This is a genomic window from Enterococcus sp. (genome assembly GCF_022711995.1).
In the GTDB taxonomy this organism is placed as follows: domain Bacteria; phylum Bacillota; class Bacilli; order Lactobacillales; family Enterococcaceae; genus Enterococcus_D.
The window spans coordinates 55,167-76,452 of sequence record NZ_JALAHI010000058.1 but is presented as its reverse complement, the minus strand read 5'-3'; the positions used below and the strand labels follow the sequence as shown (position 1 = coordinate 76,452).

Here is a 21,286-nt window from a genome sequence, read left to right as displayed (position 1 = left end):
GTTACAAACTTTCTACGATGGATGAGGAAACGATGAGTAGACATGACCTGCTTTTTGTAGAGAATGAGTAGATAAATCTCGGTTAAATTTTTATTGAGCAACGGATTGAAACAAAAAGAAAGGAGCACTGAAAATGGATAGTTACGATTTATTAAAAACAACACTTGCTGTTTCAGCTAAAAGAGCAGAACTGATCTCTTCAAATATTGCCAATGTCAATACGGATGGATATAAAGCCAAACGAGTAGAATTTGAAAGTGAGTTGAATCAGGCGATTGCAGCTTCAACGAAGCAATCAGCAAAGGAAGAAGATATTCTTTCACAAGTACAGCCACGAGTGACACAAAACTCGAATACAAGTGTAAAAGACAATGGCAATAATGTGGATCTAGAAGTAGAGATGTTGGATCAAGCGGCTAACGGATTATACTATAGTGCTTTGACAGCACAAATAAACGGTCGTTTGCAAATGATGAATCTTGTACTAAGTAATTAAAGAAAGTAGGCAGATGTAGTGGGTGTTTTTGATGGACTGACGATCAATGCAAGCGGCTTAGCATTGGAACGATTAAAGTTGGATACGATTTCGACCAATATTGCGAATGTCAATACGCATCAGACAGAAGACAGCGATGCATATCAAAAAAAGAGTGTTCTTTTTTCCCAGAATTTAAAGACTGTACAAGACGGGAAAACAAAGAACTACGGTGTTAAGGTAACGGGAATCCAAGCAGATGATACATTGAAATTAACTTATGATCCTACAAATCCTGCTGCTGATGAAGATGGTTACTTAGAACAGTCGAATGTGGATATCGCAGATGAAATGGTGGCAATGATCCAAGCAGTGCGTACATATGAAGCGAACGTTTCTGCCTCCGAAATGAACAAAACGATTCTAAAAAAAGCACTAGAAATATCGAAGGGGTAGAAAAAAATGAATGAATTATTAACATCAGGATTAACGGATTATCAAAACTCTTTACGAGCAATAAATGCTTCTGGGACTTCTACAGCAGAAGTCGATTCCTCATCAAATGCTGCATTTGGGAACTATTTATCTGATGCTCTTGAGAGTCTCAATCAAAAAACTGCAACAATGGACCAAGACACGATCAAAATGATCACAGGAGATGAAAGTGATCTTGGAAACATAATGATTCGAATGACAGAAGCACAGTTAGCGCTCCAAACAGCCGTGACTGTGCGTAATAAATGCTTAGAGGCATATAACGATGTTAAAAATATGCAGTTCTAGCAGTTGGCGAGGGAATAAAGCGAAATGATGGAAAAATTGAAAGAATGGCCAGACTTGATCAAAGAACGATGGCAATCTCAAAGTTCACTGAAAAAATTGATAGCAATTCTTTCCGTTATCAGCATTATTGGTGTCGCGGCAACTATGTATTACTTAAATACTAAAGTCGAATACGGTGTTTTGTTTACAGATTTAAGCGAAGCGGATGCAGGCGCGCTGACAAAGGATTTAACAGAGCAGAATATCGAATATAAGTTGGCGGATAATGGGACAACCATTTTAATTGCTAAAGAGCAGATCGATGAATACCGTATTGAACTTGCGGTGGAGAATAAGTTGCCAAACACAGCAACTGGCTTTGAACTGTTTGATGATGCCGGGATGATGACCACTGATGAAGATCGCAAGATCATGTATCAGCGAGCGGTCACAGGAGAATTGCAAAGAGCGATTGAATCATTAGATTCTGTCAAGTCGGCGAAAGTTCTCTTAGTGATGCCAGAAGACAGTGTCTTTTCTAGTGAAGAAAGTACGCCTACTGCTTCGATTATTTTAACACTTAAAAATCAGCGGATTTCCGAAGATGCAGTACAAGGAATTGTCACGCTGACTTCAGGAGCGGTAGAAAATCTTCTGCCGGAGAATGTTAAGGTAGTGGATAGCTCTGGTAATACGTTAACGATCGATGAAGATGAAAATAGCCAACTCAGTAGTTTGAACGGCAAATATATCGCAATCAAAAACGAGTACGAAAAAATACTCGAAGAAAAAGTTTCAAAGTTATTGGCGCCTATCTATGGAGAAGACAAGTTCCAAGTCTCAATCAATTTAGATTTGAATTTTGATTCGATCGAAAGCACGAAAGTAACTTATGAAGATCCGGAAATCAGAAATGAGACCGTTCAAGCTGCCGGTTCTGGCGAAGCAATTCTAGACGCCCAGACAGGAACTGTCGATGACAATGTTTCTAATGTGACAGGAGATGCGGGGGATGAGAGTAGTTCCTACCGCCGTTCCATAGAAAACGAATTGAATACAGAAACGACCAAAAGAATTGCTGCTCCTGGAATGATTCAACGAATGACCAGTTCCGTTGTTGTCAATGCTGATCTTTCTCAAAATGATCAAGCGGAACTACAATTACTGATCGCCAGTGCGGTAGGCTACGATGCTGATCGTGGCGATGATATTGCCATTCAAGGATTTGACTTTGCTCAAGCTGCTACAGATGAAGCAGCAGAAACTGAAAATACAGACCCATTAGTAACGGCAAAAGGCTATCTGAAATATCTGATTATCGGCGGAATTGCATTGATTGTTATCTTGATCGTACTATTCATCATTGGTATGTTGAGAAGACGTCGAGAAGACAATATTACTGTGGATGTCACCCAAGAGTTGCCAGTTACGACACAATCTGCAGTCGCTGACGTACCAACACAGACAGAAGACTCTGAAGAGATGGTCTTTGGTGGGTTGGGACAAAATGACGAAACTGCTCTAGAAGAAGTTATTGAATCTATAGAACAAGATCAGACTGAGGACGAAGACACATTAAGTCATTCAGCAAAACAACACGCCGATTCAAATCCGGAAGTAGCTGCTGAATTGATCAAAGCTTGGATGAAGGAAAAATAGAGGGGAAAGAAACGATGGAAACACTCGATGGTGTCAAAAAAGCAGCAATACTCTTGATCTCATTGGGATCGGAAACCTCTGCGAAGATCATGAAGCTTCTGCCGGAAAATTATATTCAAAAGGTTAGTTATGAAATCGCCAATATCGATTTTGTTAGTCCAGAAGAACGTGATCAAGTGTTAGAAGAATTTTCAACCACGTTTACGGCCAGAAAATATGTGATTGATGGTGGGATCGACTACGCGAAGAATTTATTGAACCAAGCATTAGGCTCTCACAAAGCTAAAGAAGTGATCGATGTGCTTACGCAGATCCAGTTACGAGAACGGCCATTCAATATCGCTCGCAAGGCGGATGTTCAACAATTGACGAATCTGTTGATTGGTGAACATCCCCAGACAGTTGCGCTGATCTTATGTTATATGCAACCAGACAAGGCAGCGGATGTATTGTCTCAATTTCCGGATCATCTGCAAGTAGAAATCGCTGAACGAATCGGAACCATTTCCAGTACATCACCACTGATCATTGAGCGCATTGAAAAAGTGATCGAGAATAAATTCTCTAACTATGTGGAAAATGATAGTGAAAACGTGGGCGGCGTGCATACATTAGTAGAAATCTTGAATTCTGTCAGCCGAAGTACCGAGAAGAATATCCTGACCGATCTAGAGAAGCGGCAGCCGGAACTTTCAAACGAAGTCAAATCAAGTCTGTTTACGTTCGAAGACATTGTTACATTGGATCGTTTGGATGTTCAAAAAGTACTACGGGATGTATCGAACGAAGTCCTTGTTTTGGCACTCAAAGGAACGACAGAGGATATCAAAGCCTTTATCTTCTCGAATCTGTCAACCCGGGCGGTGGAGAATTTACAAGAAGAAATTCAGTTCATGGGACCAACCCGTTTGTCTGCTATCGAAGAAGCACAACAAAATGTGGTTGCTGTCATACGTCGCTTAGACGAAAATGGCGAGATCTATCTTGGAAGGGGCAACCAAGATGCAGTGGTCAAATAGCAGCTTGTTAAAACAAGAAACAGTCCAAAATCTGAACAAAGAAAAATCTATTTTGACTGAAGCAGTGATCAAGGCACCTTCTTCTGCTTCGACAGGTTCGTTGAATACATCGGATTCGCTAGAAGAAAGCCTCCAAAAACGAAAAGAAGCGCAGCGGGAACAAGCGTGGAAATTTGAAAAAGAGCAAGAGCTCAAAAAAATCGAAGTCTTAAAGCGAAAAACATTGGAAGCAGCTCAAGCAGAAGCGCAAAGAATCAAAGAAGCAGCGCAAAAAGAAGGGTATGCCCAAGGACTCGCTGAAGGGCAAAAAGCAGGTTATGAGCAAGGCTATCAAGAAGGCGTCTCTGCCAGTAAAGAGACGGCCGCTAAACTGATTGCTCAAGCAGAAAAGAATGTGCAGCAAGCAGCAGATGAGATCAATGCATTTCGGTCTGAAAAAAAGGCTGAAATGATCTCTTTTGGAGTAGAAATCGCCGAAGCACTGATCAATCAGCGTTTCGAGCAAAGCAATGCTGCTTTGCTTGCTTTTTTAGAGCCCATTTTATTGCAATTTGAACAACCGGATCAATTTTTGACGATTCGCATCCACGAGCAGTATCTCCATGTCCTTAAAGATATTCTGGAAAGTAAAAAGCAAGAGATCAGTAATTTCCGCTATTTGATATTGCCAGATGATCAGCTTTCAGCTCATGATTTTGTGATCGAGTCCGATGATTCTTTGGTTGTATTCGAGTTAGAAAAAGAGATTGAACTTTATTTGCAGCATCTTTTAGAAAGTAGTGAATAGAAATGGTGCTTGAATTACCTATCGAACCTATTGTTCAAAAGGCAAAAGATCGCAGATTCTATTCCGTTTATGGAAAGGTCAGCGAAGTAGTTGGTCTACTGATCAAAGTTGAAGGGTTATCGGTTTTTGTAGGAGAGATTTGTGAGGTAAAGGTTCAGAACAGCTCTCATGTTGCATTAGCGGAAGTGGTTGGTTTTGTCAAAAAGACGGTCCTGTTAATGCCGCTGGATCAACTGGAAGGTATTGGACCTGGTTGCTTGGTAAAACCTACGGGGACCACATTGACAGTTAAAATCAGTGACTCCTTGCTGGGACATACCTTAGATGGTCTTGGGCGTCCTATGGATATGGAGATCGATCTAAGCGATGCTGATGAATATCCTGTTATACAGGAATCTCCAGATCCCTTCCAACGTAAAAAAATCTCTGAAATCATGAGTACCGGGGTACGAGTGATCGATGGCTTACTGACAGTTGGTCAAGGCCAGCGAATAGGTATTTTTGCCGGAAGTGGTGTGGGAAAGAGTACCCTACTAGGCATGCTTGCTCGCTACTGTGAAGCCGATATTATTGTGATTGGACTAGTAGGAGAACGGGGACGAGAAGTAAAAGAATTTATTGAAAACGATCTAGGCCCAGAAGGTTACCGCAAATCAGTCGTTGTTTGTGCTACTTCTGATATGCCGCCTTTAGTACGGTTGAAAGGTGCCCATGTTGCCACCGCAATCGCTGAGTATTATCGGGATCAAGGGAAGAAAGTGGTTTTGATGATGGATTCTGTCACTCGTTTTGCAATGGCACAACGAGAAATCGGACTATCTACCGGCGAACCACCGACAACTAAAGGATATACGCCTTCTGTATTTACGGCTCTACCAAAACTGTTGGAACGCAGTGGAATGTCCGATCAAGGATCTATCACTGCTTTTTATACGGTTCTGGTTGAAGGGGACGATATGAATGAGCCAATCGCCGATGCAGTTCGGGGTATCTTAGATGGACACATCATTTTATCCAGAAAAATCGCTGCTCAAAACCATTACCCAGCCATTGACGTGCAAAACAGCCTAAGTCGTTTAATGAAAACGCTGGTCACACCAGAACAGTACAACGATGCAGGTGAGTTAAAGGAAAATATGGCTGCCTATGCAGAAGCCAAAGATTTGATCGATATTGGTGCCTATAAATCAGGTGCCAATGCCATCACGGATCATGCCATCGCATTACATCATCCCATCAACAGTTTTTTACAACAGAGAGTGGATGAACGAAACTCATATGAAGAAACGAAAACCGCGTTAGCTGCCTTATTTAATGGAGAGGCAACTCTTGAACGGCAGCGAAACGCTTTGCAATAAGAAAGAAGGTAACTAAGGATGAAAGCTTTTCATTTTTCATTGGAAAAAGTGTTGGATCATCGTGTAACTGTAGAGCAAGAAGCTAAACGAGCTTATGCGGAGAAACAAAAAGCAGTGATCCAAAAGGAACAAGTTCTCACACAAATGATCAATGAAAAAACTGCATTGATGGACGTCAATGAAATGACGATTGGACGAATGCAAGTCCAACATCGCTATCTAACCGCATTAGAGTCGGCAATTCATGAGATGTATCAGCAAGTACGTCAGCTGAGTCAAGAAGTTGAAGCCGCCTTGACCGTCGTTGTGCAAGCACAACAAGAACGGAAAGTTGTCGAAAAGCTACGAGAAAAAAAGCTTGAAGAATACAATTATCAATTGCTTCAAGAAGAGCAAAAGCAATTAGATGAAATGGGCAGTCGCAGTCTAGCAATAAGTTAAGCGACGACTGCAGGTACATAAAAAGACTTGAGAGGAGGTGAATAATGAAACAAGTGGCGATGACATCAGCGATTGCAACAACCGCTGAGCAGCAACAATCTGTTAAAGTAAAAGATCCCGGTAATTTCATGCAGTTACTACAGCAGTTTTCTCAAGAGTTTGAAGGGAATATGACCGATGAGGAAGCAGCCATGGTGCCTCAAGGGGAGCTTGACGGTGGTGACTTGGCCGAGCAAGTAGACAGCGAAGAATCCGAGTTAGTCAGCGAGTCTACGGGGGAGGAATCCGTAGCAACTACAGAATGGGTTCCGCAAATCGATCGCCAACCAAGTCCGGCGTTAGCAGGGAACTTGGACTGGTTGCATTCTATGGGCGCCCTTACAGAAACGGCTAAAGAAATGTGGCTAGGAGAAACCACACCTACCCAGCTGCTTGCTACCGATCAAGTGTCAGTACAGCCAATATCAGTCGAACCAGTATCAGTACAGTCAGTGACTGGTCAGCTATCTGGGACGAATTTGGTTGAATCAATGCTACAGCAAGAAATAGCTTCCCAAGATATTTCTTTCAGTTCAGACCTCGAAGGCAAAGGAACGACGCTGCCTGCAACAGTCTTAGAAGACCAACCTTCTGTTTTGGGTGATGATCAAGCGAGTTTGGAAATTGGAACAAAGCCCGTATTGATAGAGGAACCGACCGTGTCAGCTAGTGAAAAACGGGATGAGCTGCAAGGAAGTGACGTTACAAAAAAACAAACTTCTACTGAGCAATCAGCCGAGACCTCAACAAAATCCGTAGCACCGCAACCACTCCCGGGAAAAATGTCCCTCTCAGAGGATGTAATGATTGCTGATTTGACAACGGAAACTGGAACCGATGGATTGCAACAAGTAGCGACGATGGACTTTTCGACATTACTGACGAAAGCAAATGAAAAGCCAACACCAACTGCAATCAAGGCTGCCGTGGAACCATTGGCGCAAAAAGTCGAACAGCTAGTACAGACACCGGAGAAAAAAATTACGCTTCAATTGGTACCGGAAAAACTTGGTAAAGTTCGCATTGCATTGGAAGTTACGGCACAAGGCAGTCGTTTGGAGTTTACTGTGGAGCAACAACAGACCAAACACTTACTGTCATCCATCAAGACAGAGTTGGAGCAAGTGCTTCAAAAACAAGAACAGCAAGTGATTTCTTCAAAGGAAGGCATTTTGAAAGACAATCCGACAACATCGATCGAACGTGCTACTTTTTCTCAAGGCTCCTTCGCTGGGTTCAACTCAACAAGTGATGGCCAGACAGCACAACAAGGCTTTTCACAGCCTCAGAGACAATCGGGGAAAAAAATCTACAATCAAGTTCCTGTACCTACCGAAGAAATTACGGAACCAACAAATCATGCCATCAGTATTCTGGCGTAATGTAAAAGGAGAAAAAAGATGCCTAATGAGATTACACAGTCGGTTGCGGGCCTTGCGAGTACCACTACTACAGCACAGACCCATCGAGCTTCCGATATTTCAATGGATGATTTCCTTAAAATTTTAGCAGCAACTATGAGTAATCCTTCTTTTAGTGGGGATTCTTCAGGCGGTGGTACAGATTACATTTCACAGCTAGTTCAGTTTACTACATTGGAGCAATTGAATGAATTAAGTGAAACGGTAATGACCTCCGTGATTTTGCAGCAACAACAACAGGCTTTCGGATTAATCAACAAAGAAGTCACGGTATTAGATGGAAAAGAAAAAGTTACCGGAGTCATTGAGAAAGTACGTTTTTCAAATGGATATGCCACGATCGTTGTCAATGGGAAAGAATACAATATGAGCGCGATCGAAGAAATTGGCGGGGATCCCAAAACTTCAGATGAAACAGCAAGCGAATCAGAAGGCGACAAAGCAAAAGGTGAGTCCGTATGAATCCAATAGGCCGCGATTTACCATTACAAGCAGCCACTTCTGGAAAAACACTTAGTTCTACACAGTACCAAGCAAAGAATGCTGATTTTTCGGAGATGCTGCAAGATAAGCAAAAAAGTATCAAAGTGTCCCATCATGCACAAAAGCGGTTGACGGATCGCGCGTTAACGCTCCAAGAGACGGATTATGATTCGCTGTCAACAGCGATGAGCGAATTAGCTGCTAAAGGAAGTAAAGAATCATTATTGGTATATAAAGATATGGGGCTGATCGCAGATGTTCATAGTCGGACGATCATTACGGCAATGGGTATGAACGAATTGCATACAGTGACGAATATCGATAGTGCCACATTTATCAAATAACAGCTGGACTGAAAAGGGGCTGTAGTATTTTCTGAACGACAGAGGAAAATACGTCAAATTGAAGGAGGAAAATTAATGTTACGATCATTATATTCAGGTGTTAGTGGAATGAAAAATCTTCAAACGAAAATGGACGTGGTATCAAATAATATTGCCAACGTCAATACGATTGGTTTCAAATCAAGTCGGGTACTTTTCCAAGACATGATGAGCCAAACAACATCAAATGCAACCGCACCAGGCAATGGCTCCGGGGGTGTCAACGGTACACAAGTCGGTTTAGGCGTACAAGCTGGTTCGATCGACATGATCAATACCGTAGGAGCACCTCAATCTACTGGACGAGCAATGGACTTTTACATTAGTGGCCAAGGGTATTTCATGGTCCAAGGTTCTGGAGAAAGTGGCGAAACTTATTATACCCGTGATGGTTCTTTCGTACGAGACAGCAATGGAACGTTGACAAACAGTGATGGGATGCAAGTATTGGGACGTCCTGCAAGTACGAATCCACCGACAGTATACGATGATACTTACAAAGAAGGAACTGGGATCAGTGACGAAGGAACCATCGGACCATTGGAAATTCCGTCAACGATTACTGACACAGACGGCAAAGTTCTAACGTATAACTCAATGGCCATCGATGCTAATGGACTAGTCGTTGCAAAATACGGCGACAAATCATTCGTTATGGGGAAAGTCTCCATCGCTACTTTCAATAACCCTGAAGGCTTGGAAAAAGTCGGTGGGAACAACTATATGCAATCTAGCAACTCCGGTGCAGCAATTGTTGCGGGAGCAGGCCAAAATGGCTCAGGACGTCTACAAGCGGGGGCACTTGAAATGTCGAATGTCGATCTATCGACTGAATTTACAGAAATGATCATCGCCAGCAGAGCGTATCAAGCAAATTCAAGAAGTATTACCACTTCTGATGAAATGTTACAAGAATTGCTGAACTTGAAGCGCTAATAGAATCCCTCAAAAATAAATAGGAGGTACCGGATGATTTTATTGACGGCATTGAATGGCAGAGAGTTTTATTTAAATCCGGAACTGATCTATCGGGTGGAAGAAATGCCCGATACATTGATTACATTGACAGATGGCAAGACACTGGTTGTAACTGAGACCGCAGCGGAAACGGCACAGCGTGTCATCGACTATAAACTCTTGATCAATTCGAATCAAATAAATAACTAAGGGTGGGTTAAGATGGCGAAAGCGAAAGTGAAAGAGAATGAAGAGAAAGAACAAGGCAAAGAGAAAAATAAAGAAAAAGGAATCAATCTAGTTCTGCTGATCCCCATTTTATTGGTGATCGTAGTTGGTGGAACGATTGGTGGGACACTGGTAACCAATCACTTTCTAGTGAAAGACAAAGAAGTCGCCACAGAAACCAAGACCAAGGTCAAAGGAATAGACACAGATGAATCGATTGTCTCACTAGAGGAATTTCTTGTGAATCTTGAGAAAGAAGAAGGACATGAACAGCAATATATGAAGGTCAACCTTTCGATTCTCGTCGACAACGAGGAAAAGAGTGAAGAGGTGACGAAAAATGTCGCTGTCATTCGCGATAGTGTTGTTAATTTACTGCGACAAAAAAAAGCGAGTGATATTTTGAGTTCGGCAGAAAGTGTACCGAATTTGAAAAAAGAGCTGAAAGCAGCAATCAATCATGAGTATGGATCATCAATCGTCAATGAAGTATATGTTACTGATTTAGTGATCCAATAGAAAGAGGAACGTTGATGGACACATTTTTTTCATTGATTAAAATGATCGCTTTTTTGTTAATCATTTTGTATCTGATCAATGTCAGTTTGAAATATTTGAATCGCTATACGAACCAACAAAATAATCAGCTGCGGATTTTACAAAAAATCGCCGTCAGCAAAACCTCTTCCATTGGGATCGTTCAGATCCTTGACAAATATTATGTGATGAGTTTTTCGGAACAGCAGAACCAGATTTTAAAGGAGCTCAGTGAAGAAGAAGCTACGGTACTGATGACCAAAAATGGAGAAGTGTCAGAGCTGCAACGAGTGCCTGACTTCTCCGAATGGGTCAAAAAGGCGAAAAACCAATTAGAAATGAAACGAGGCAAACAAAAATGAGTCCAAAACGAAAATGGCCGCTGATAGTAGCGATCCTTTTATGCAGTTTGTGGATGCCTCAAACCGCGTTTGCCTTAGACATAGGTGACGTAAGTGGTACGATTGGTGATTTGCTATCTAATGGCAACGGGTCAAACGATACGATCAATATGTTTTTATTATTGACCTTCCTATCTTTGATTCCAGTTTTACTGATCATGATGACTTCGTTTACCCGTATCATTATGGTGCTTTCTTTTGTTCGGAGTTCCTTAGGTACCCAGCAAAATCCCCCCAATCAAGTATTGATTGGTCTGGCTCTGTTTCTCACATTCTTTATTATGAAACCTGTCTACACCGATATTTATCAGCAAGCAATTGAACCATTTGATCGGCAAGAAATCACGCAAGCAGAAGTCTTTGATCGTTCGGAAAAGCGGATCAAAGAATTTATGATGCTTCAAACACGAGAAAAAGACATTCAACTTTTCGCAGAAGCATCTGAAGAAAAAGAAAAATATGAAACTTCGGATGAAGTGCCCTTAACTGTAATGGTTCCGGCATTTATCATCAGCGAATTGCGTACAGCCTTCAGTATTGGCTTTCTGCTCTTTATTCCTTTCTTGATCATCGATTTAGTCGTCTCAAGTATTTTGATGTCGATGGGGATGATGATGTTGTCCCCGATCATGATCTCACTGCCATTTAAGATATTACTGTTTGTCTTAGTTGATGGCTGGTATTTGGTGGCGGAGTCACTGATCAAGAGTTTCCAATAATTCTTAGGAAAGGAGCAGAAAACCAATGTCTGTTGCAGCTGTCCTCGACGTTTTGCGAGAAGCATTTATCCGGATCTTGCTGATTGCCGGACCAGCACTACTTATCGCTATGCTTGTGGGGTTAGTGATCAGTATTTTTCAAGCCACTACTCAGATTCAAGAGCAGACGTTAAGTTTTGTGCCCAAATTGATCGCTATTTTTTTAACATTGATTTTAGCTGGTAATTATATGCTGAATATCTTGCTTAATTTCACTAAAACCATCTTTAAGATGATTGCGGCATTATAAGGAGGCAACGCATGGCACTGATCCAAGCAAGTATCCTGATTTTTTGCCGCATGATGGCCTTTGTTATCTTATGTCCGATATTTTCACAACAAAGCTTTCCATCACTTGCGAAAGTCGTCCTCGGTGTCGCATTTACCTTCCTTTGTTTTCCAGCAGTAGATCCATTGCCAGAAGCAACGCCAGTTATGTTTGCGATTTTGGCATTGAAAGAGGTCTTACTAGGAATGGCAATGGGGTATCTGAGTCAATTGGTCTTTACGGGTGTACAGATCGCCGGTCAAATGATCGACTTTCAAGTAGGGTTTTCAATGGCCCAAGCCTATGATCCAACGATTCAAATGAATGTTTCACAGTATGGAAAGACCTATTACTGGTTGGCTGTGGGAACATTTTTCACCTTAAATTTGCATCATCGGCTGATTTCAGCATTGCTCGCCTCCTTTTCAATCGTCCCATTGGGAACAGTCCAAATTAGTGGTACGACGATTGAAGGCGTGGTAAGGCTGTTCAGCCAGATGATGGAAATGGCCTTGAATTTGGCGGCACCGATCATCCTAACCCTGTTGATGGTAGATCTTGTGTTAGGAGTGATCTCACGGTCGATTCCGCAAATCAACGTCTTAATGATGAGTCTTTCACTTAAAACAGCCCTCAGTTTTATTATTTTTCTGATGCTGTTGCCAAATGCGATTACTTTTTTGAGTAAACAGCTCCCAGATACGATCAAGTATCTACAAGAGTTTATGACATCATTGAAATCATAGAGAGGTGAAACAGCGTGTCAGAAAAAGATGGCAAAACAGAACAGCCCACGGCCAAGCGTTTGCGGGATGCCCGTAAACGCGGAGAAGTTCCTAAAACACAAGAGTTAGCAGCTGCGGTCTCGCTGATGGTCTTTTCATTTATGTTGTTTCCCCTGTGGCACTTTTTCGCACAACGCTTTTTGCCTTTTCTTACTCGAGCGTTAGAACATCTTTATTTGTATGACGCCAGTATTGCTGATTTACCACGCTTGGGCCTCCAAAGCGTTCTATTATTTTTTTTGCTTTGTGCCCCGGTTTTTGCGATTGCTTATGTGGTGGCATTGGTTACAAACTACGCCCAAGTAGGAATTTTGTTTTCTGCCAAAGCAATCAAACCCAATTTCAAAAAGCTTAATCCCGTAAGTGGGTTAAAGCAACAGTTTAGCACGAGAGCCCTGGCCAACCTTGCTAAAACATTGGCAAAGTTTGGCATCATTGTGTATTTTTGTTACCAAAAATTTTTAGCAGCGGTTCCTACCTTGCTGGGGGTCAGCGAGGTGGGGTTAGAAAAAACGGTCTATTTTCTCATTGAACGAGCGAAGGATTTGTTTTTCCAGATTTCTCTTTTTCTGATTGTTTTGGCAGTCGCAGATTACGTTTACCAGCGTTACAGCCATCGGAAGAATCTGAAAATGAGCAAGCAAGAAATCAAAGATGAGTACAAGCAAATGGAGGGTGACCCGCAAGTCAAATCTCAGCGAAAAGCAAAATATCGCGAGATGACGCGAAATGCCATCGCCCATGTCAAAGAAGCAACAGTCGTTATCACCAATCCGACGCATTTTGCCATTGCGATCCGCTATGATGCGGAGAATGAAGGCGTACCGCGGGTCTTGGCCAAAGGTGCCGATCAATTGGCACAGCGGATGAAGGCAGAAGCGGCAAAAGAGAACATTCCGATGATCGAAAATCGGGAAATCGCCCGGGCACTTTATAAACAAGTCGAACCGGGAGATTTGATACCAGTCGAGATGTATGAAGCAATCGCGGAAATCATCGCACTGGTTTACCAATTAGAAGAAAATGAACGTGGAAAGATTTAAAACGGAGGCAGCAGCATGAATGAGGCAGTAGCAAAATCTAAGAGAAAAATCGGTTATGCAGATGTTCTGATCTCTTTTTTAGTGATCGGAATTATCGGATTAATCATTATTCCTTTACCAGCAGCTATTTTAGACTTTTTGATCATTGTCAATCTAACGATTGCGATCAACATTCTGCTGATTACTCTGTTTACTAAAACGGTGTTGGAATTTACTACTTTTCCTACACTGCTTTTGATCACAACAATGTTTCGCTTAGGATTGAATCTGTCTTCGACACGGTTGATCCTAACCCAAGGAAATGGGGGGCATGTTATTGATGCCTTCGCCAATGTCGTTGCTGGGAGTAATTATATCGTTGGGATCATTTTATTCGTGATCATCATGGTTGTTCAGTTAGCGGTCGTGACCAATGGTGCGGGACGGGTCTCAGAAGTGACGGCTCGTTTCACATTGGATGCAATGCCAGGGAAGCAAATGGCGATCGACTCCGATTTGAATGCCGGATTGATTACGGAAGCCGATGCTCGACAACGTCGGAAAGATTTGCAACGGGAAGCTGACTTCTTCGGTTCGATGGATGGTGCCAGTAAGTTTGTCAAAGGGGATGCGATCGCCGGGATCATGATCACAGTCATCAACTTGGTCGGCGGCGCGATCATCTTTTCCATGGGTGGACAGATGACCGTCATGGAGGCTTTCTCCCAGTTTGGCAAATTGGCGATTGGGGATGGCTTGGTTAGTTCGATTCCGTCATTGCTGATCTCCATTGCTTCAGGGGTGATTGTTACTCGTTCAGACAATAATAGTTCTTTCGGGTTGGATATTGCGGCGGATGTGACAAGAAATCCGCAACTTTTCCGAATCGTAGGTGCGATCCTTTTTGTCTTGGCCATCGTACCCGGATTTCCGCCACTTCCTTTCATTTTGATTGGCGGCGGTCTGTTTGCCGGAAGTTTTATGATCACGCAACAAGAAGAAAAACAACGGACGGAACAAAAGAAACTAGAACAGAAACTGGCTTTGGAACGCAAAAAGGAAGCGCAGGAAGAGGACGATTCTGTCGCTTCTTTCCAAGTAGAGCCTATTGCAGTTGAAATTGGCTACGGATTGATTCCAATCGTTGATAGTTCGATTGACAATAGCTTGATGAATCGTATCGTCGCCATTCGGAAGCAAAGTGCCCGCGAGCTAGGCATCTTAGTCAGTCCGGTTCGTATTCGGGATAATCTTTATCTGGAATCAAATGATTACGTGATCAAGATTCGGGGAAATGAAGTAGGACGAGGCGATATTTATCCAAACAAAGTAATGGTCATTAGCCCCAATGAAGAGCCTTTTCCTTTCGAAGGAATTGCAACCAAAGAACCAGCCTTTCATTTAGATGCGATGTGGATCGATGAGAAAGACAAAGAGTTGGCAGAGCTCCAAGGCTTTACAATCATTGAACCATTAACGGTAATCGCAACGCATCTGAAAGAAATCATTTATAGCCATGCACCAGAATTGCTGGGACGTCAAGAAGTCAAGAAACTTCTGGAAGGCATCAAAGAGCAGTATAACGTAGTCATTGATGAATTGATTCCTGATATTTTAAGGCTTGGGGAAGTTCAAAAGGTACTGCAGAATCTTTTAGATGAACAGATTCCTATCAATGACCTAGCGACGATATTAGAAACATTGGCGGATTATGGTGTGGTAACAAAAGATATAGAAGTTTTGACAGAATATGTCCGTCAAGCACTAAAACGAACCATCGTGGCAAAATATATTGGTGAACAGCATGAGCTGAAAGTCGCTGTCATTCATCCTAAATTAGAAGAAATGATCGCTCAAAGTATTCAAAAGACAGCCACAGGTTCTTATCCCGTCTTAAAACCAGAGACAGTGACGAAAATTTTGGATTCGATCAATACGATCCAACATACAGCCATTGCTCAAAATGTTTCCTTCGTGATTCTTGCTTCACCGAAGATTCGCTTGCCATTTAAGAAGATGATCACATTCAATTTTCCAGATTTGGCAATCTTGTCATTGAATGAGATCCCTAATGAAATTGCTATTGAAACGGTAGGCAGCATTGAGATATGAGCAAAGAATGCGAAGTGAAAGGAGATTAACCGATGTATGAAGTGGATAGAGAAACAGAAATCATCAAATACCTTCCTCTAGTCGAACGCGTAGTCCAGCGAATGTCGATCAAAACGACAGATTACGAACAAGGCGATCTATTCAACATTGGAGTCATCGGATTGATGGATGCCTTAAATAAATTCGATCCGACGAAAAAAGTGCCTTTTGAAAGTTATGCGGTCCTTCGCATCAAAGGAGCGATCATTGACGAAGTACGCAAGCATGCAAAAATCTCACGCTATAAAATGGCGGCAGTCAACCAATTTTACCAAGCACGACAAGAATTAGAGCAAACCTTGAAACGAGAAGCGACGGATCTAGAAATCGCTAAACAGATGGGAATCAACCGCGGACAATTGGCAGATATTTATGAAAGCTTGCATTATTTAGCCAGTGTTTCATTAGAAGACACCTTATTTTCTTCTCAAGATGATGGGATGACGATCAAAGATTCTATCAGCGATAAGGATGCAGTGGACGTGGAAGAGTCTTTATTAGAAGCAGAACGTCTGCAAGCATTGACCACCTGCATCAAAAAGCTTGGGGAAAGAGAGCAGTTGATTTTGAGTTTGTATTACACCGAAGAGTTGACACTCAAAGAGATTGCCGAGATCTTAGAAATCTCGATCCCGCGGGTCTCACAGATCCACGGCAAAATGGTAGCTAAATTACGAGTATTGATCAAGGAGGAATTAGCATGATTCGAGGATTAGACATTCTTTCCCGCAACATCAATGTGTTACAAAAACGGCAAGAAACGACCAGTGGCAATATCGCCAATGTCAAAACCACTGGCTATCAAGCCAAACGACTATTTCAATCAACATTAGATGAAGTGGATTTACATAATTACCAGGGAGGTGCGCAGGCTAATCGGCGTCATGATATTGGCGGATTAGCATTCGGCAACCAATTAGCCGGCATCAGTTTGGAACAGACACAAGGTGCAGTGAAGCAAACAGGGCAAGCAACCGATTTTGCACTGCTTTCTGAAGGCTACTTTGCAGTACGAACACCTGCAGGGGAGACTTTATATACACGCAAAGGGGATTTCACCCTTAATCAGCAAAACCAATACGTGACGCAAGAAGGCTACACCGTTTTAGGGAATGGCAATCAACCCGTCACAGCAACGGATAACCCGCAATTTCAAGTGCGTCTATTTGCAACAGATCAGCTGATTGCCAATGGCGAAACTTATTACACCAGCGACAATGCAGGAACTCTCGCGGCGGCTCCAACGGTTCAGCAAGGGTATTTGGAAGAAGCCAATGTACTCGTTGCCGATGAAATGGTGGCCATGATCCAAACATCAAGAGAATTTGAAGCAAACCAAAAAGTATTGAACTCTACCAATGAAACACTACAAAAAGCAGTCAATGAACTAGGAAAGATTTGAGGATAAACGAATGAATATGAACGGTTTATTAGGGATCAGTCGTTCAGGAATGAATAGTTTGCAAAAGAACTTAGATAATGTTGCCAATAATATTGCGAATGTCAATACGAATGGTTATCAAGCGCAAACAACTCACTTCAAGGAACTGATCAATAATGCAGTATCTAATGAGGAAGTTTACTTTAGTGGTAATGCTGCCCAGTATGGTTGGAACGTTGGTTCTTCAGCAACCACCGGAACCAATTTTGGACAAGGGGCGTTGACGGCTAGCAGTCAGCCATTAGATGTGGCGATCCAAGGAGCGGGTTTCTTTGGTGTCCGGAATGAAAACAATGAGCTGCTTTTAACTAGGGCAGGGAATTTCCAATTAGATGCAACAAAAGGGTTAGTTACCAGTGATGGCTATCCTGTAGCTATGACGACGACAGTACCTACCAATCAATGGCCAAATGCGCAAAATATTCAAATTGATTCTGCTGGCCGCTTAATGACTCAGCAAAACGGACAGACGGTGATGTTAGGGCAATTGACTCTTTACAATCCTTCCAATGTGAATGATTTAGTTCCTGTTGGGAACCAGTTATTTCAATCACAGAATGCCCAGTTAACGAGCTCTCAAGCAGATCCAGCTGCATTCGGAACCATCAATCAACACTATTTAGAAGGGTCCAATGTAGACTTAGCTAGTTCGATGACGGAATTGTTAACAACACAAAGAGCGTATGCGCTCAACACCAAAGCTATGCAAACAACCGATGATATGTTGGCTGTTGTCAATCGTTTTACTAATTAGAGGAGAGAACTATGATTCGATTAACCAAGGTCAGCAAACAGTTTCCCAATGGTACGCTAGCATTAGCGAATGTCACCGCTGAGATCTCGCAAGGCGAATTTATCTATATTGTAGGACCAAGTGGCTCTGGTAAATCGACACTGTTCAAGTTGCTGCTGAAAGAGGAAAATCTTTCAGCAGGCTCTATTCAAATCGGGAATGTTTTACTAGAAAAATTGAGCGATCGTCATCTTTACATGATTCGCCGACAGGTCGGGATCGTCCAGCAAGAAGATTTATTACTGCCGCATATGACTGCATATAAAAATGTTGAGTATGCATTGCGGGTACTAGGGGTTCCGCGAAAAGTCCGCAAAGAAAAAACCAGCAAAGCATTACAGATGGTGGGAATGACCGCTTATCAATCCTGTTATCCCCAGGAATTATCTGTAGGTCAATGCAAGAAAATTGCGATTGCTCGAGCGATCGTTACGGATCCACCAGTATTGATCGCTGATGAACCCACCGCGAACTTAGACATCAAGTCAGCATTGGAAATCATGAAGCTGTTCTTAAAGTTCAATCAGCTAGGAGCAACGGTGCTTCTTGCTACCCATGATAGTACGATGGTCAATACCGTGCGAAACCGTGTCTTTGAGCTTAAAGAAGGACGGCTGGTACGTGATGATCGCGAGGGTGGGTATACCCGTTTTGCGGATCCAAAAGATACCTATGTCTGGTGACAAGTCTTAAATTTTTGGTGAATTATCCGATTAGGGAACTAGGAGATTGTTTTCATAATCGGATAAAGAAGGAGTGACACCGCGCTTATCAAGTGAAGAGCGAATCTTGATAAAAATCATTGACGATCATATCGCACAGGAAAGGATACTGTCATGAAGAATAAGTTACAAACTGTTATCAAAAAAATCCGCCTTTCTACACTGATTCCTTTAATTATTACGGCTGTTGTCTTACTCGGTTGCTATCTTTTTGTATTACGCACCTATGGAGACAAGCAGTTGACCCACACGTTCTTTATTTTTTCATTAATCGTCCTCTTATTGGAATTTGTCATCCTCATCGCGCTATCTTTTGTGGTGAAGCAAGCGGGACATATGGGAATGGAAACCTTATTGACAGAATTGAAACGCGTTAGTTCAGGGGATCTTTCTCATATTGATTCAATGAGCAATGCGGGGAATGATCCACTCTTCAAAAAAGTAAAGGATAGTTTTAAAGGCGTCTTGAATACTTTTAAAGCAATGATCTCTGTCATGCGTGAAGAAAGCTCACGCATGACAGAGATGGTTGGCCATTTGTCTTCCACCTCCAAAAACGCCAAAACATCTATCGAAAATGTTCGCCAAACAATGAATGCTATCGCCAATGCGGCTAGCTCACAAGCTTCAGAAGCTGAACAGACCTCTTTTGATATGAATCAGTTAGCAACAAGTATTGAAGATATCCATAATGAAATCAACTTGATGAATGGGTATGTGGAGAAATCCCATGGCAGTAATCAACGCAATTCGGAAGTAATGCTGCAAGTATCAAAAAGCTGGGAAGTTGAACGACGAAACCAAGCCGAATTAGTGGATGGCATGAATGATATGAATGAAGATATTCAAAGTATCGGTAAAATCGTCCAGTTGATCAATGATATTTCGGATCAAACCAATCTATTAGCATTGAATGCGTCCATTGAAGCAGCTCGCGCTGGAGAAGCGGGACGTGGGTTTGCTATCGTGGCTGAAGAAGTACGTAGCTTAGCTGAACAAAGCAGTCAATCGACAAAAAGTATTCGCGACATCATCGAATCTGTCCGCAAAAAATCGGAAAAAGTTGTTTCAGCGGCGATGACTTCTTACGAAGGCGGGAAAAAACAAACAGAAAACGTCAATAAAGCAATCGGATTAGCGGATGAAATTTCTGATATTGTTGAAAAATTAGTAATGAGTATCCAAACAGTTGAATCACATATCACCGGTATTGTGGAGAAAAAAGATATGGTTCAAGTATCTGTCAGCAATATTTCAGCTGCTGTTTCAGAGACTTCCGCAGGCACACAAGAAGTGACGGCCAATTTGGAAGATTTCTATCTGGTCGTGGAAGAATTTGAAGCAAATGCACAAGAGATTGAAACGATTGCAAGTATTCTGAAGTTCCAAGTGGATAGCTTTAAAATCTAATGAGAGGATAAGATGCTGATGGAGCAATATGTAATATTTAAAAGTCACGACCAGCACTTTGCGATCCGTGTGCAACATGTGACAAGAGTGATTGAAGCACGTTCATTTATTCAATTGCCAGAAGTGGCCGATTTTGTTTTAGGTGTGTATGAATTTCAAGAAAAGATGATTCCGATCATTGATGTTCGTCGCAAGCTGTTTAAAGAATTTACCACTATTTCTGAACAGAACAATGTCATTTTGTGTCATTGGAATGATCAGGATCTGGGACTATATGTCGATGAGATCGTTGGGATATCCACTCTTGAAGAAACCGATTATCAAGTTCAATTGGATCGTTCAGGGCTTAAACAAAGTTATATCGAGAAGTTCTTGAAGAACGAAGAATCCGTCGTCCTCTTGTTGGCCCTCTCCTTCTTGTTCGATTTTGAGAGCGAAGAATGGATAGAAACGCTTGGAGAGACATTAAATTGACCCGTGTATTGAAATCAAATCAAGAAATCCACGTGGGAATTTCCGAATATAAAATTGCTAAGTTTCCAGACAAGCTACTGACTGTGGGCTTAGGGTCATGTGTGGGAACCATTATTTATGATGAACGAAGCAAAATCGGTGGACTAAGCCACATCATGTTACCAGATAGTCAACCGTTTTTGCATAAGCAAGAAATCAAGACGGGCAAGTTCGCTGATTTGGCATTGCCAAGTATGGTTGCAGAATTGCAGCGGAAAGTACGTGCACCACGCTTTAAGGCTAAAATCGTGGGCGGGGCCAATATGTTTCAGTTTCAGACGGTCACCAATACAAGCAACATCGGGCAGCGCAATGTGGAAGCAGTTGAACAGTCGTTGGCCAAGTTAGGTATTCCGATTGTCGCCAAGCATGTTGGTGGGAAGACTGGAAGAACGATGATTGTTGATTTAGATGATTTTACAACAATGGTCCGAATCGTCAATCAAGAAATCATCTATCTATAAAAGGAGTCT

Annotated in this window: 27 protein-coding genes; all 27 read left to right on the top strand. The window is 42.1% G+C overall.

The features are described from left to right. Positions 1-133: 133 nt before the first annotated feature. The 27 genes from flgB to Q0A12_RS05905 all read left to right on the top strand — a co-directional run bounded on the left by flgB (position 134) and on the right by Q0A12_RS05905 (position 21,277). Positions 134-496, top strand: a complete 363-nt coding sequence (gene flgB, locus Q0A12_RS06035; protein WP_291291761.1) for a flagellar basal body rod protein FlgB — start codon at positions 134-136, stop codon at positions 494-496. A gap of 18 nt (positions 497-514) precedes the next feature. Continuing rightward, on the top strand, positions 515-931 hold the full coding sequence (gene flgC / locus Q0A12_RS06030) for a flagellar basal body rod protein FlgC (RefSeq protein ID WP_291291760.1): 417 nt from the start codon (positions 515-517) through the stop codon (positions 929-931). 6 nt (positions 932-937) lie between these two features. Then, complete coding sequence (fliE, locus tag Q0A12_RS06025; protein ID WP_291291759.1) at positions 938-1,258, top strand: flagellar hook-basal body complex protein FliE; 321 nt, start codon at positions 938-940, stop codon at positions 1,256-1,258. Between the two features lie 24 nt (positions 1,259-1,282). Beyond that, the gene (gene fliF, locus Q0A12_RS06020; protein WP_291291758.1) at positions 1,283-2,896 is read left to right on the top strand and encodes a flagellar basal-body MS-ring/collar protein FliF; all 1,614 of its coding nucleotides are present in this window, start codon (positions 1,283-1,285) and stop codon (positions 2,894-2,896) included. Between the two features lie 14 nt (positions 2,897-2,910). Continuing rightward, positions 2,911-3,915, top strand: a complete 1,005-nt coding sequence (gene fliG, locus Q0A12_RS06015; RefSeq protein WP_291291757.1) for a flagellar motor switch protein FliG — start codon at positions 2,911-2,913, stop codon at positions 3,913-3,915. Continuing rightward, positions 3,899-4,702, top strand: a complete 804-nt coding sequence (locus tag Q0A12_RS06010; protein WP_291291756.1) for a FliH/SctL family protein — start codon at positions 3,899-3,901, stop codon at positions 4,700-4,702. Before fliG ends, Q0A12_RS06010 begins: the two co-directional genes overlap by 17 nt. Positions 4,703-4,704: 2 nt before the next feature. Continuing rightward, positions 4,705-6,060, top strand: coding sequence for a flagellar protein export ATPase FliI (gene fliI, locus Q0A12_RS06005; protein ID WP_291291755.1), 1,356 nt, complete (start codon positions 4,705-4,707; stop codon positions 6,058-6,060). Between the two features lie 18 nt (positions 6,061-6,078). Next, positions 6,079-6,501, top strand: a complete 423-nt coding sequence (fliJ, locus tag Q0A12_RS06000; RefSeq protein WP_291291754.1) for a flagellar export protein FliJ — start codon at positions 6,079-6,081, stop codon at positions 6,499-6,501. A gap of 44 nt (positions 6,502-6,545) precedes the next feature. Beyond that, on the top strand, positions 6,546-7,922 hold the full coding sequence (locus Q0A12_RS05995; protein ID WP_291291753.1) for a flagellar hook-length control protein FliK: 1,377 nt from the start codon (positions 6,546-6,548) through the stop codon (positions 7,920-7,922). Positions 7,923-7,940: 18 nt separating this feature from the next. Then, positions 7,941-8,423 (top strand): flagellar hook capping FlgD N-terminal domain-containing protein, encoded by a 483-nt coding sequence (locus Q0A12_RS05990; RefSeq protein WP_291291752.1) that lies wholly within the window; start codon positions 7,941-7,943, stop codon positions 8,421-8,423. Next, entirely contained in the window at positions 8,420-8,788 is a 369-nt protein-coding gene (locus tag Q0A12_RS05985; protein ID WP_291291751.1) for a flagellar protein, read from the top strand. Before Q0A12_RS05990 ends, Q0A12_RS05985 begins: the two co-directional genes overlap by 4 nt. 75 nt (positions 8,789-8,863) lie before the next feature. Then, complete coding sequence (locus Q0A12_RS05980) at positions 8,864-9,763, top strand: flagellar hook-basal body complex protein (RefSeq protein ID WP_291291750.1); 900 nt, start codon at positions 8,864-8,866, stop codon at positions 9,761-9,763. A gap of 33 nt (positions 9,764-9,796) precedes the next feature. Beyond that, positions 9,797-9,994 carry a flagellar FlbD family protein gene (locus tag Q0A12_RS05975; protein WP_291291749.1) on the top strand — a complete coding sequence of 66 codons (198 nt, stop codon included), beginning with the start codon at positions 9,797-9,799 and terminating at the stop codon, positions 9,992-9,994. A 12-nt stretch (positions 9,995-10,006) separates the two neighbouring features. Further along, positions 10,007-10,531: a flagellar basal body-associated FliL family protein gene (locus Q0A12_RS05970; RefSeq protein WP_291291748.1), complete on the top strand. Its 525-nt coding sequence runs from the start codon at positions 10,007-10,009 to the stop codon at positions 10,529-10,531. 14 nt (positions 10,532-10,545) lie between these two features. Beyond that, positions 10,546-10,911 carry a flagellar biosynthetic protein FliO gene (locus Q0A12_RS05965; RefSeq protein WP_291291747.1) on the top strand — a complete coding sequence of 122 codons (366 nt, stop codon included), beginning with the start codon at positions 10,546-10,548 and terminating at the stop codon, positions 10,909-10,911. Beyond that, positions 10,908-11,669, top strand: a complete 762-nt coding sequence (fliP, locus tag Q0A12_RS05960) for a flagellar type III secretion system pore protein FliP (protein ID WP_291291746.1) — start codon at positions 10,908-10,910, stop codon at positions 11,667-11,669. Before Q0A12_RS05965 ends, fliP begins: the two co-directional genes overlap by 4 nt. A 25-nt stretch (positions 11,670-11,694) precedes the next feature. After that, positions 11,695-11,958: a flagellar biosynthesis protein FliQ gene (gene fliQ / locus Q0A12_RS05955; RefSeq protein ID WP_291291745.1), complete on the top strand. Its 264-nt coding sequence runs from the start codon at positions 11,695-11,697 to the stop codon at positions 11,956-11,958. Between the two features lie 11 nt (positions 11,959-11,969). Next, positions 11,970-12,722 (top strand): flagellar biosynthetic protein FliR, encoded by a 753-nt coding sequence (fliR, locus tag Q0A12_RS05950; protein ID WP_291291744.1) that lies wholly within the window; start codon positions 11,970-11,972, stop codon positions 12,720-12,722. 14 nt (positions 12,723-12,736) lie between these two features. Then, on the top strand, positions 12,737-13,804 hold the full coding sequence (gene flhB, locus Q0A12_RS05945; protein ID WP_291291743.1) for a flagellar biosynthesis protein FlhB: 1,068 nt from the start codon (positions 12,737-12,739) through the stop codon (positions 13,802-13,804). Between the two features lie 15 nt (positions 13,805-13,819). Further along, on the top strand, positions 13,820-15,895 hold the full coding sequence (gene flhA, locus Q0A12_RS05940; RefSeq protein WP_291291742.1) for a flagellar biosynthesis protein FlhA: 2,076 nt from the start codon (positions 13,820-13,822) through the stop codon (positions 15,893-15,895). 32 nt (positions 15,896-15,927) lie between these two features. Further along, the gene (locus tag Q0A12_RS05935) at positions 15,928-16,638 is read left to right on the top strand and encodes a FliA/WhiG family RNA polymerase sigma factor (protein ID WP_291291741.1); all 711 of its coding nucleotides are present in this window, start codon (positions 15,928-15,930) and stop codon (positions 16,636-16,638) included. Then, on the top strand, positions 16,635-17,336 hold the full coding sequence (locus Q0A12_RS05930) for a flagellar hook-basal body complex protein (protein ID WP_291291740.1): 702 nt from the start codon (positions 16,635-16,637) through the stop codon (positions 17,334-17,336). Before Q0A12_RS05935 ends, Q0A12_RS05930 begins: the two co-directional genes overlap by 4 nt. Positions 17,337-17,346: 10 nt before the next feature. Further along, a complete protein-coding gene (locus tag Q0A12_RS05925) occupies positions 17,347-18,129 on the top strand; it encodes a flagellar hook-basal body protein (RefSeq protein WP_291291739.1) in 783 nt (260 codons plus the stop codon). A gap of 11 nt (positions 18,130-18,140) precedes the next feature. After that, entirely contained in the window at positions 18,141-18,851 is a 711-nt protein-coding gene (locus tag Q0A12_RS05920; RefSeq protein WP_291291738.1) for an ATP-binding cassette domain-containing protein, read from the top strand. Between the two features lie 153 nt (positions 18,852-19,004). Continuing rightward, on the top strand, positions 19,005-20,300 hold the full coding sequence (locus Q0A12_RS05915; RefSeq protein ID WP_291291737.1) for a methyl-accepting chemotaxis protein: 1,296 nt from the start codon (positions 19,005-19,007) through the stop codon (positions 20,298-20,300). Positions 20,301-20,318: 18 nt separating this feature from the next. Further along, positions 20,319-20,774 carry a chemotaxis protein CheW gene (locus Q0A12_RS05910; protein ID WP_291291736.1) on the top strand — a complete coding sequence of 152 codons (456 nt, stop codon included), beginning with the start codon at positions 20,319-20,321 and terminating at the stop codon, positions 20,772-20,774. After that, positions 20,741-21,277 carry a chemotaxis protein CheD gene (locus tag Q0A12_RS05905; protein ID WP_291291735.1) on the top strand — a complete coding sequence of 179 codons (537 nt, stop codon included), beginning with the start codon at positions 20,741-20,743 and terminating at the stop codon, positions 21,275-21,277. Before Q0A12_RS05910 ends, Q0A12_RS05905 begins: the two co-directional genes overlap by 34 nt. Positions 21,278-21,286: the final 9 nt, after the last annotated feature.

What these genes read in the sequence shown, in the direction of transcription:
- flgB (WP_291291761.1), top strand. Translation starts at nt 134, where the DNA reads ATGGATAGTTACGATTTATTAAAAACAACACTTGCTGTTTCAGCTAAA.
- fliE (WP_291291759.1), top strand. Translation starts at nt 938, where the DNA reads ATGAATGAATTATTAACATCAGGATTAACGGATTATCAAAACTCTTTA.
- fliF (WP_291291758.1), top strand. Translation starts at nt 1,283, where the DNA reads ATGATGGAAAAATTGAAAGAATGGCCAGACTTGATCAAAGAACGATGG.
- fliG (WP_291291757.1), top strand. Translation starts at nt 2,911, where the DNA reads ATGGAAACACTCGATGGTGTCAAAAAAGCAGCAATACTCTTGATCTCA.
- Q0A12_RS06010 (WP_291291756.1), top strand. Translation starts at nt 3,899, where the DNA reads ATGCAGTGGTCAAATAGCAGCTTGTTAAAACAAGAAACAGTCCAAAAT.
- fliI (WP_291291755.1), top strand. Translation starts at nt 4,705, where the DNA reads ATGGTGCTTGAATTACCTATCGAACCTATTGTTCAAAAGGCAAAAGAT.
- fliJ (WP_291291754.1), top strand. Translation starts at nt 6,079, where the DNA reads ATGAAAGCTTTTCATTTTTCATTGGAAAAAGTGTTGGATCATCGTGTA.
- Q0A12_RS05995 (WP_291291753.1), top strand. Translation starts at nt 6,546, where the DNA reads ATGAAACAAGTGGCGATGACATCAGCGATTGCAACAACCGCTGAGCAG.
- Q0A12_RS05990 (WP_291291752.1), top strand. Translation starts at nt 7,941, where the DNA reads ATGCCTAATGAGATTACACAGTCGGTTGCGGGCCTTGCGAGTACCACT.
- Q0A12_RS05985 (WP_291291751.1), top strand. Translation starts at nt 8,420, where the DNA reads ATGAATCCAATAGGCCGCGATTTACCATTACAAGCAGCCACTTCTGGA.
- Q0A12_RS05980 (WP_291291750.1), top strand. Translation starts at nt 8,864, where the DNA reads ATGTTACGATCATTATATTCAGGTGTTAGTGGAATGAAAAATCTTCAA.
- Q0A12_RS05975 (WP_291291749.1), top strand. Translation starts at nt 9,797, where the DNA reads ATGATTTTATTGACGGCATTGAATGGCAGAGAGTTTTATTTAAATCCG.
- Q0A12_RS05970 (WP_291291748.1), top strand. Translation starts at nt 10,007, where the DNA reads ATGGCGAAAGCGAAAGTGAAAGAGAATGAAGAGAAAGAACAAGGCAAA.
- Q0A12_RS05965 (WP_291291747.1), top strand. Translation starts at nt 10,546, where the DNA reads ATGGACACATTTTTTTCATTGATTAAAATGATCGCTTTTTTGTTAATC.
- fliP (WP_291291746.1), top strand. Translation starts at nt 10,908, where the DNA reads ATGAGTCCAAAACGAAAATGGCCGCTGATAGTAGCGATCCTTTTATGC.
- fliQ (WP_291291745.1), top strand. Translation starts at nt 11,695, where the DNA reads ATGTCTGTTGCAGCTGTCCTCGACGTTTTGCGAGAAGCATTTATCCGG.
- fliR (WP_291291744.1), top strand. Translation starts at nt 11,970, where the DNA reads ATGGCACTGATCCAAGCAAGTATCCTGATTTTTTGCCGCATGATGGCC.
- flhA (WP_291291742.1), top strand. Translation starts at nt 13,820, where the DNA reads ATGAATGAGGCAGTAGCAAAATCTAAGAGAAAAATCGGTTATGCAGAT.
- Q0A12_RS05935 (WP_291291741.1), top strand. Translation starts at nt 15,928, where the DNA reads ATGTATGAAGTGGATAGAGAAACAGAAATCATCAAATACCTTCCTCTA.
- Q0A12_RS05930 (WP_291291740.1), top strand. Translation starts at nt 16,635, where the DNA reads ATGATTCGAGGATTAGACATTCTTTCCCGCAACATCAATGTGTTACAA.
- Q0A12_RS05925 (WP_291291739.1), top strand. Translation starts at nt 17,347, where the DNA reads ATGAATATGAACGGTTTATTAGGGATCAGTCGTTCAGGAATGAATAGT.
- Q0A12_RS05920 (WP_291291738.1), top strand. Translation starts at nt 18,141, where the DNA reads ATGATTCGATTAACCAAGGTCAGCAAACAGTTTCCCAATGGTACGCTA.
- Q0A12_RS05915 (WP_291291737.1), top strand. Translation starts at nt 19,005, where the DNA reads ATGAAGAATAAGTTACAAACTGTTATCAAAAAAATCCGCCTTTCTACA.
- Q0A12_RS05910 (WP_291291736.1), top strand. Translation starts at nt 20,319, where the DNA reads ATGGAGCAATATGTAATATTTAAAAGTCACGACCAGCACTTTGCGATC.
- Q0A12_RS05905 (WP_291291735.1), top strand. Translation starts at nt 20,741, where the DNA reads ATGGATAGAAACGCTTGGAGAGACATTAAATTGACCCGTGTATTGAAA.